The sequence below is a fragment of the Actinomadura napierensis genome, assembly GCF_039529375.1.
Taxonomy (GTDB): Bacteria; Actinomycetota; Actinomycetes; order Streptosporangiales; family Streptosporangiaceae; genus Spirillospora; species Spirillospora napierensis.
On sequence record NZ_BAAAMR010000076.1, the window covers coordinates 40587 to 49759 of the forward strand.

At 73.1% G+C, this 9173-nt stretch carries 8 protein-coding genes; 3 read left to right on the top strand and 5 right to left on the bottom strand.

Annotated features, from left to right (window positions below; all coding sequences use genetic code 11):
* Positions 1 to 57: 57 nt before the first annotated feature.
* From ABD296_RS33770 to ABD296_RS33785, 4 genes are all read right to left on the bottom strand, one after another.
* Positions 58 to 1431, bottom strand: coding sequence for a GH1 family beta-glucosidase (locus ABD296_RS33770; RefSeq protein WP_344276717.1), 1374 nt, complete (start codon positions 1429 to 1431; stop codon positions 58 to 60).
* A 97-nt stretch (positions 1432 to 1528) separates the two neighbouring features.
* Positions 1529 to 2428 carry a carbohydrate ABC transporter permease gene (locus ABD296_RS33775; protein WP_344276720.1) on the bottom strand — a complete coding sequence of 300 codons (900 nt, stop codon included), beginning with the start codon at positions 2426 to 2428 and terminating at the stop codon, positions 1529 to 1531.
* Positions 2421 to 3458, bottom strand: coding sequence for a carbohydrate ABC transporter permease (locus tag ABD296_RS33780; RefSeq protein ID WP_344276722.1), 1038 nt, complete (start codon positions 3456 to 3458; stop codon positions 2421 to 2423). Before ABD296_RS33780 ends, ABD296_RS33775 begins: the two co-directional genes overlap by 8 nt.
* Positions 3459 to 3465: 7 nt before the next feature.
* Positions 3466 to 4917, bottom strand: coding sequence for an ABC transporter substrate-binding protein (locus tag ABD296_RS33785; protein WP_344276725.1), 1452 nt, complete (start codon positions 4915 to 4917; stop codon positions 3466 to 3468).
* A 119-nt stretch (positions 4918 to 5036) separates the two neighbouring features.
* Here ABD296_RS33785 and ABD296_RS33790 point away from each other — a divergent pair, with 119 nt between their 5' ends.
* Positions 5037 to 6350: an ROK family transcriptional regulator gene (locus ABD296_RS33790; RefSeq protein ID WP_344276728.1), complete on the top strand. Its 1314-nt coding sequence runs from the start codon at positions 5037 to 5039 to the stop codon at positions 6348 to 6350.
* Here the strand turns inward: ABD296_RS33790 and ABD296_RS33795 are convergent.
* Positions 6275 to 7075: a class I SAM-dependent methyltransferase gene (locus ABD296_RS33795; protein WP_344276746.1), complete on the bottom strand. Its 801-nt coding sequence runs from the start codon at positions 7073 to 7075 to the stop codon at positions 6275 to 6277. The two genes, ABD296_RS33790 and ABD296_RS33795, sit on opposite strands and share 76 nt — an antisense overlap.
* 55 nt (positions 7076 to 7130) lie before the next feature.
* On the opposite strand from ABD296_RS33795, the gene ABD296_RS33800 reads away from it, so the two are divergent.
* Together ABD296_RS33800 and ABD296_RS33805 are read left to right on the top strand one after the other, a co-directional pair.
* Positions 7131 to 7739 (top strand): TetR family transcriptional regulator, encoded by a 609-nt coding sequence (locus tag ABD296_RS33800; RefSeq protein WP_344276731.1) that lies wholly within the window; start codon positions 7131 to 7133, stop codon positions 7737 to 7739.
* A gap of 134 nt (positions 7740 to 7873) precedes the next feature.
* The coding region (locus ABD296_RS33805) for an RtcB family protein (protein ID WP_344276734.1) at positions 7874 to 9173 on the top strand (1300 nt) is incomplete at its 3' end.

Consider the following 9173-nt stretch of genomic DNA (forward strand, 5'->3'; position numbering starts at 1 on the left):
CGGGACGGGCGGCCCGGGCCGGGGCCCCCATGCGGCGAAGGACCCCGGCCCGGACGGTCAGCGGCCGCTCGCGACCGCCCCGGCGGACAGCCCGCGGTGCGCGCGGATGATCTCGGCGTAGCGGTGCCCGCTGTCCTTGACGGTCCGCTTCTGGGTTCCGAAGTCGACGTGGACGAGCCCGAAGCGCTGCGCGTACCCGTACGCCCATTCGAAGTTGTCCAGCAGCGACCAGGCGAAGTAGCCCTCCAGCGGGACGCCCCGCCGGATCGCCGCCGCGCACGCCGCCAGGTGCCCCTCCAGGTACGCGGCGCGCTCGGGGTCGTGGACAGCGCCCTCGTCGGTCACGGTGTCGGTGTACGCCGAGCCGTTCTCGGTGACCATCACGCTGCGCGGCGCGTACTCCTCGGTGACCCGGACGAGGATCTCCTCCAGCCGGTCCGGGTGGATCTCCCAGTCCATCCCGGTGCGCGGCGTCCCGGCCGGGGTGATCTGCCGCGCGTGCGGCGGGGGGCCGCCGGGGTCGGCGACGTTGACCGAGCGGCGGTAGTAGTTCACGCCGAGCCAGTCCAGCGGCGCCGCGATCGTCTCCAGGTCGCCGGGCCGCACCGGCGGCTCGACCCCGTACACCTCGATCATGTCGGCGGGCAGGCCGCGCCCGTGGATCGGGTCGAGCCACCAGCGGTTGTGGTGGCCGTCCTCGCGGCGCGCCGCCGCCACGTCCTCGTCCCGGTCGCTGCCGGGTTCGCAGTCGGTGAGCAGGTTGACGACGCCGACGCGCGCGCCGGGCGCCGCGGCGCGGATCGCCTGGACGCCGAGGCCGTGCGCGAGCATCAGGTGGTAGGAGGCGGGCACGGCCTGCCGGACGTCGGCGACCCCGGGGGCCATCACGCCCCGCAGGTGCCCGAGCCACGCTGCGCAGACCGGCTCGTTCAGCGTCGCCCACGACGTCACCCGGTCGCCGAGCGCACCGGCGACCACCGAGGCGTACTCGGCGAACCGCTCGGCGGTGTCGCGGGACGGCCAGCCGCCGCGGTCCTGCAGCGCCTGCGGGAGGTCCCAGTGGTACAGCGTCGGATGCGGGTCGATCCCGGCCTCCAGCAGGCCGTCCACGAGCCGGTCGTAGAAGGCGAGGCCGGCCGGGTTAACCGTGCCGTCCCCGTCCGGCAGGACGCGCGGCCAGGCGATCGAGAACCGGTAGGCGCCGAGCCCGAGCGCCGACATCAGCGCGACGTCCTCGCGCCAGCGGTGGTAGTGGTCGCAGGCGACGTCGCCGGTGTCGCCGGCGGCGACCGCGCCCGGGACGCGGCAGAACTCGTCCCAGATGGACGGCGCGCGGCCGTCCTCGCGGGCGGCGCCCTCGACCTGGTAGGCGGAGGTCGCCGCGCCCCACGCGAAGTCGGGGCCGAACGCGGTCAGGTCGTCGATGGGCACAGGTCTCCCTCGATGGTGAAGTGAAGCGCGGTGGTGAAACGTGGCGCCGTGGTGAGGCGGGGCGCGGTGGTGAGGCGGGGCGTGGCGGGCGGGACGGTCACTTGACGGCGCCGGCGGTCAGGCCGGTCACCAGGAAGCGCTGCAGCAGCAGGAACCCGGCGACGACCGGAATGCTCACCACGAGGGAGGCGGCCATCACCTGGTTCCAGTAGACCTCGTGCTGCGTCGAGTAGCCCTGCAGGCCGATCGACAGCGTCCGGGTCTGGTCGTTGGTCATCACCGAGGCGAACAGCACCTCGCCCCACGCGGTCATGAACGCGTAGACGGTGACCGCGACGATGCCGGGCAGCGACGCCGGGACGATCACGCGCAGCAGCGCGCCGACCGGGCCGCAGCCGTCCACCCGCGCCGCCTCGTCCAGCTCGCGCGGGATCGACTCGAAGTAGCCGACCAGCATCCAGATCGAGAACGGCAGCGAGAACGTCAGGTAGGTGAGGATCAGCGCGCCCCGGCTGCCGTACAGCGCGAGCCCGGTGGCGTTCCCGACGTTGACGAAGATCAGGAACAGCGGGAGCAGGAACAGGATCCCCGGGAACATCTGCGTGGACAGCACCGTCACGGTGAACACCCGGCGGCCGGCGAACCGGTACCGGCTCACCGCGTACGCGGCGCCGATCGCGATGACGACCGAGGCCGCGGTGGCGCCGCCGGCGACGATGAGGCTGTTGGTGAAGTAGCGGGCCAGCGGCACCGTCGACCACATGTCGACATAGGGACGGAAGGTCGGCTCGGTGGGGATCCAGTGGAAGGCGCCCCGCACGTCCTTCAGCGGCTTCAGCGACGAGCTGATCATCGCGTAGACCGGGACGAGCGTGAACACCGCCAGCAGCGTCAGCACGATCCGGCGCGTCCAGCGGAACGAGGCCGGCGGGTCGGTCGGCGCACGGCGCCTCTTGGCGTGCCTCTTCGCAGGGGCGGTGGTCGCGGTGTCATGCACGGGCGGACCTCCGTCGCGACGTGGCGATCAGGTACACCGCCGTGACCACCAGCAGGAACAGCAGGAGCAGGACCGACATCGCCGATCCGGTGCCGAAGTTCCAGGTGAGGAACGACGCCCGGTAGATGTGCAGCGAGATCAGGTCGCCGCCGGCGGACGGCGCCTTCCCGAACAGCACGAACGGCGTGTTGAAGTCGTTGAACGTCCACAGGAACAGCACGAGGACGAGCACCTGGTTGATGGGGCGCAGCGCGGGCAGCGTGATGTGCCGGATCTGCCGCCAGATCCCCGCGCCGTCCAGCGCGGACGCCTCGTACAGGTCGCGCGGGACGTTCTGCAGCCCGGCCATCAGCACCAGGAACGCGAACGGCCACGACCGCCACACGATGACGGTGACCAGCGCCCAGAAGCTGTTGTCACCGATCAGCCAGAACGGGCGGTCGCCGCCGGTGAGGTGCAGCTGGTCGGCCAGCACGTGGTTCACCATGCCGGTGTCGCGCTGGAACAGGAATCCCCACGTCATCACGGCCGCGTAGACCGGCAGCGCGTACGGGACGAGGAAGGCGGCGCGCAGCAGCCCGCGTCCGCGGAACCGCTCCTGCATGAGGATCGCGGCGGCCGTCCCGAGCAGCCACGACAGCCCGACGGCCAGCACCGTGACGCCGACCGTGACCAGGAACGAGGTCAGCAGGTCCTTTCCGATGGCGGCGTCGAAGTCGACGGCGACCCGGTAGTTGCCGAGGCCCTTGCCGGGCGCCTTCGCCCAGTCGCGGATGTAGAAGAGCGTGAGCTCGCGGAAGCTCATCCAGACGCCGACCGCGATCGGCACGACGTGCACGATCAGCTCGGCGACCGCGGCGGGGGCGAGCAGCAGGTAGGGCAGCAGGCGGGGCGGGAGCCGGAACCGGCCGCGCGGCCGGCGGGGGCGGCCCGCCGGCCGCTCCCCGCCCGGGCCGCCGGGGCGCCCGTGCCGGCCCCCCACGGCACGGCCCTCGCGGGCCGTGCCGGACGAGACGTTGGCGGAGGTCATGCGCCGGTCACTTGGCCATCTGCTGCTGGGCCGCCTCGAGCTTGGCCTTGATCTTCTCGTCGGTGACCGGGCGGCCCGCCGCCGCGTCGGCGAACAGCTCCTTCATCGCGGTCCCGACGGCGGTCTCGAACTGGCTCTCGGCCGGGACCTGCGGCAGCGGCGCGGCGTGCGAGGCGAGGATGTCCTTGAACACCCGGGTGTCGGGGGTGTCGAAGGCCGGGTCGCCCTGCGCGGCGGTGACCGGCGGCAGCGACCCGTACGCCTTGTTGAGGATCTTCTGCTCGTCGTCGCCGGTCATGAACTCGACGAACTTCAGCGCGCCGTCGTGGTTGTCGGTGTTCTTGAAGACCGCGAGGTTGATGCCGCCGACCATCGAGGTGACCGGCCGCCCGCCGGGCGGGGCCGGGGACGGCGCCGGGATCGGCACCACGCCCCATTCGCCGGCCTTCATCCCGAGGTTGGTGAAGCCGCTGGTGGTCGTCTGCCACATGAGCATCGCGGCCTTGTGCGTGGCGAAGTCGTTGATGGACTGGTTGGCCGAGTACTCGGCGTTGCCGGACGCGGCGACCTTGTCGGTGCCGAGCAGGCCGACGTAGGACTTGATCGCGGCGACGGCCTGGGGGGTGGCGAACTGCGGCTTGCCGTCCGGGGTGAAGAAGTCGGCCCCGTACATCTGGCCGATGTTGAACGCGGCGTGCACGTTCTCGGGGATGCTGGCGCCCTCGATCGCGATGCCGTGGACGCCGCCCCTGGTGAGCTTGCGGCCGTCGTCGACCATCTCCTGCCAGGTCTTCGGCGGGTCGAGCTTGGCGTCGGCGAACATCTTCTTGTTGTAGTAGAGCCCGTAGGCGGTGGAGTACAGCGGAACGGCCGCGGGGTCCTTGCCCTTGGCGCCGGCGCTGGCGAGCGCGGCGGGCACGAACCGCTGGGCGCCGCCGACCTCGGCCATCGTCTTGGCGTCGAACGGCAGCAGCCCGCCGGTCGCCTGCAGGGACGCCGACCAGGTGTTGCCGATGTTCAGGACGTCCGGGCCCTGCCCGGAGGTGGTGGCGGCGAGGATCCGGTTGAGCAGGTCGGTCCAGGGGACGACCTCCAGCTGGACCTTGATGCCGGTCTGCTTCTCGAACTTGGCCAGTTCGGGCTTGAGCACCCGCTGGTCGGCGGCGATGTCGGCGCCCTGGTTGCTGGCCCAGTAGGTCAGCGTCTTCGGCGACCCGTTCCCGCCGCCCGAGGTCGTGCCGCCGCCGCAGGCCGCCGCGGCGGCCAGCAGCAGCCCGGCGGTCAGTCCGGCGGTGAGCCCCGTGGCGGTGCGCCCGGCGCGCAGCCGTACCGGGCGCCCCGGACGGCGGGACCGTGCGGCGGCGAGCGGTTCGCCGGAGGATGTCGCGCTGTGTCCGGACGCCGGTGAGGTGGGGTGGCGCATCGGCTCGGCCTTCCGCGTAGCAGTGAGGTGCGTCACTCGGGCGAGTTACATCACACCTTATTTCAGGCCGTGATCTAAGCAGTGACATAATGACCGGGTCAAGACCTGAGAACCTTCGGGGACGCGGCCGACCGGCCGCGCCGAAAGGGGGCCCGATGCCGGACCGGCGCCGCAGGACCGTGCGCGATCTGCGCCGTGCGAACCGCTCGGTGCTGCTGCGCCGGCTCTACTTCGACGGCCCGCTGAGCCGCCAGGACCTGGCCCGCGAGACCGGGCTCAGCCCCGCGTCGGTCAGCAACGTCGTCGGCGAGCTGATCGAGGCGGGGCTCGTCGTGGAGGCGGGCAGCGTGGAGTCCGACGGCGGCCGGCCGCGGGTGCTGCTGAAGACGGCGGCCGGTTTCGGCCACCTGATCGGCGTGGACGTCGGCGAGACGCGGGTGATGGTCGAGCTGTTCGACCTGGAGCTCACCCAGCTGGCCAAGGCCGACCTCCCGCTCGGCGACGGCGGCCACGACGAGCGCGCCGTGGTCCGGCACATCCTGGACGGCCTGCCCGCCGTGATCGACGGCGCGTCGGTCGACCCGGCCACGATCATCGGCGTCGGGGTCGGCGTCCCGGGCGTCATCGAGCACCGCGTCACCGGCGGCGGGACCGAGGCGGTCGTGCACTGCCAGACGATCGGCTGGGACGGGGTGCCGCTGGAGCGGATGCTGCGGGCGGGCACCGGCCTGCCGCTGTTCGTCGACAACGGCGCCACGGCGCTCGGCCAGGCGGAGATGTGGTTCGGCGCCGGGCGCGGGCACCGCAACGCGGTCGTCGCGCTGATCGGCTCGGGCGTCGGCTCCGCGGTGATGATCGACGGCTCGCCCTACCGGGGCGCGGCGGGCAGCGCCGGCGAGTGGGGGCACACGACGTCGCAGGTCGGCGGCGTCCCCTGCCGGTGCGGTTCGCGCGGCTGCCTGGAGGCGTACGTGGGCGCGGCGGCGCTGCTGGAGCGCTACCGGGCGGCGGGCGGCCCGGCCGGCGCCGACGAGGAGGCCGGGCTCGCCGGGCTGCTGGACGACCCGTCGCCGGCCGCGGCGGACCTGCGCGCCGACGTCGCCGAGCACCTCGGCGCGGGCGTCGCGGACCTGGTCAACCTGTTCAGCCCCGAGAAGATCATCATCGGCGGGTGGGCGGGGCTGCTGGTGGGCGGCCGGATGCTCGGCGACATCGTGGCCGCGACCGCCCGGTACGCGCTGCGGCAGCCGTTCGCGCAGACCTCGATCGAGCTGTGCCACCTCGGCCCGGAGGCCGTCGCGGTGGGCGCGGCGACGCTCCCGCTCGCGCACCTGCTGGACAGCGGCGGCGAGCCCGCCACCGCACCGGCCCCCGCTCCGGCCGCGCCGCCGGCTCAGCCGTTGGCGGGCCGGGTCGCGCGCAGCGAGTACATCAACGGCACGCGCGGGCGCCCCTCCGGCAGCCGGTAGACCCTCCCGTCCCGTTCCAGCGACGCGTGGCGCCGGAAGTAGGTGTGGTCGTGCTCGTGCAGGAAGTCGATGCGCAGCCCGACGGCGGCGAGGGCGCTGACGACCTCCCCGATTCCGTGCTGGAACACCACGGACCGGGTGTTGCGGGTGTCCTGGTCGCCGTCGGTGTAGGTGCCGGGCTCGTCCCATACCTGCGGCGAGGAGTCGAAGTAGTCGTAGGTGACGGTGGAGCCGTCCGCGTCGTCCAGGACGTCGGCGAACGGGTGGAACTCGCTCAGGTACAGGAACCCGCCGGGCTCCAGCAGGTCGGCGACGGTCCGCGCCCAGCGGTCCATGTCCGGCAGCCACACCAGCGCCCCGATGCCGGTGTAGACGATCTCGTAGGTCTCCCCCAGCGCGGCGGCCGCGTCGTACACGTCGGCCTGGACGAACCGGGCGTCGAGACCGCACCCGGCCGCGATCTCCCGCGCGGCCTGCACGGCGGGCCCGGAGAAGTCGAGGCCGGCGACCCGCGCGCCGAGCCGCGCCCACGACAGCGTGTCCAGGCCGAAGTGGCACTGCAGATGTACCAGCCGGCGTCCCGCCACGTCGCCGACCTCGGCGATCTCGAAGTCGCGCAGCGCCGTCCCGCCGGCGCGGAAGCCTGCGACGTCGTAGAAGTCGCTGGCGACGTGGATGGCGACCCGTTCATCCCACAGAGCCCGGTTGAGCGCCCGGTAGTCCATTTCCGTCACCGGACAAGGATAATGACGGGGTGACCACCGGCCGGAAGGACGACTCATGAGCAGTGCGGAACGTCCGGTGCGCGAGTGCCTGCTGGACGCCGCCGCCGCGCTCCTGGTCGAGCGCGGCTACCGGGCGGTGCGCATGCAGGATGTCGCCGCCGCGGCCGGGGTGAGCCGGCAGACCGTCTACAACGAGTTCGGCGACAAGTGGGGCCTGGCGCAGGCGGTGGTGGTCCGCGACAACGAGCGCTACCTCGACGGGATCGACCAGGTCCTGTCCGAGCACGGGGACCTGTACTCGGCGGTGGTCGCGGCGGTGCTGTTCACGCTGGAGATGTCCGCCGACGACCAGTTGAAGAAGGCGGTGCTGACCGGCGCCGACGGCGACGACCTGCTGCCGCTGCTGACGACGCGGGCCGAGCCGGTGCTGTTCACCGCCAGCGCGCGGCTCGCCGAGCACGCGCTGCGCCAGTGGCCGGACGTGGGCCGCGACGCGCTCGTGGAGATCGCGGACGCGGCGGTCCGGCTGACGATGAGCCACATCATGCTGCCGTCAGGCCCGCCGGAGCAGGTCGCGCACTTCGTCGCCCGGATGGTGACGAGCTATATCGGGGCCTACGGGAAATCCGGTGGCCCCGCCGGGGACCGCGCGGTACGGTCGTAACCGCCTCGCGGCTGCTGAACCCGAGGAACGAGCGGGCCTTTCCGCCCCGCTCCCCCGCCGTCGCGCGTTCGCGTGAACGGCTCTCGTTCTCGTGCGCGTTCTCCGCGCTTTCCGGCAGCCCGAAGGATCCCCTCATGTCCGCACGTCAGGACCGGCGGCTCGTCCGCACCGACGACCACTGGCTTCACCTTCCCAACCCGCACGGCGTCCCCGTGGAGATCTGCGCGGGTGGCGACGTCCCGCTCGAGCATGCGGCGGTCGAGGAGGTGCTCACACTCCTGGAGACCGCCCGGACGCTCCAGCGGCTCGCCGAGGCCACGCCCGGCTACGACGGCCCGGAGCCGCGCGTCACCCGCGTCGCGCTCACCCCCGATTTCCACAAGGGCGCCGGGATCCCGATCGGAACGGTTCTGGAGGCCGAGCACGCACTGCTGCCGCAGGCGGTCGGCAACGACGTCAACTGCGGGATGCGGCTGGAGGTGACGTCCCTGCGGGCCGACCGGGTCCGGCCGAGGCTGGACGCGCTGGAGCGGCGGCTGCGGCATCTGTTCTTCGAGGGCGGGCGGCGGATCGCGCTGACGCCCGTCCAGCGGGAGGCGCTGCTGCGCGACGGGCTGCCCGGCCTGCTGCTGGCCGGCGGCACGCCGTGGCAGGGGGTCCGGGACGAGGACGCCGACGACGCGCTCGACCGCATGCACGCACCCGGGTTCCCGGTCGAGACGGCCGACGCGTTCGCCGACTGGGTCGGCAGCGCGGGCGGCGCAAGCCACGACAGCGTCATCGGCGGGATCGGCGGCGGCAACCACTTCGCCGAACTGCAGTACGTGGCGCAGGTGCACGACGCGGCGGCGGCGCACGCGTGGGGGCTGGCGCCCGGCACGGTCGTGACGATGGTGCACAGCGGGTCGCTGTCGCTCGGCCACCAGGCGAACACCACCGCGCTGGACGCCCTGCGCGCCGGCTGGCCCGCCGGACTCCCCCGTCCAGGCAACGGGATCCTGCCGTTCCTGCTGGACGAGCGATCCGCGCCGGCGCGGCGCCGTTACCTGGACGCGTTCGGCAACGCCGCCAACTTCGCGGCCGGAAACCGGTTCTTCCTGTCGCTGACCATGCGGGCCGGGCTGGCGGCGGAGTGCGGCGATGCGGATGCGCGGCTGCTGTACGACGCGCCGCACAACCTGTTCTGGCAGGACGGCGACCGGGTGGTGCACCGCAAGGGCGCCACGCCGGCGGGCGGGCACGAGGCGATGGCGGGCGGCCCGTACGCGATGTGGGGCGAGCCGGTGATCGTGCCCGGTTCGATGGGCGCGGCGAGTTTCGTCCTGCGCGGCCACGGCGACCCGCGCACCCTGGCCAGCGCGTGCCACGGCGCGGGGCGGCGGGTCCCGCGCGGGGCGTCGGCGCGCGGGAACGACGCGGAACTCGACGCGTTCC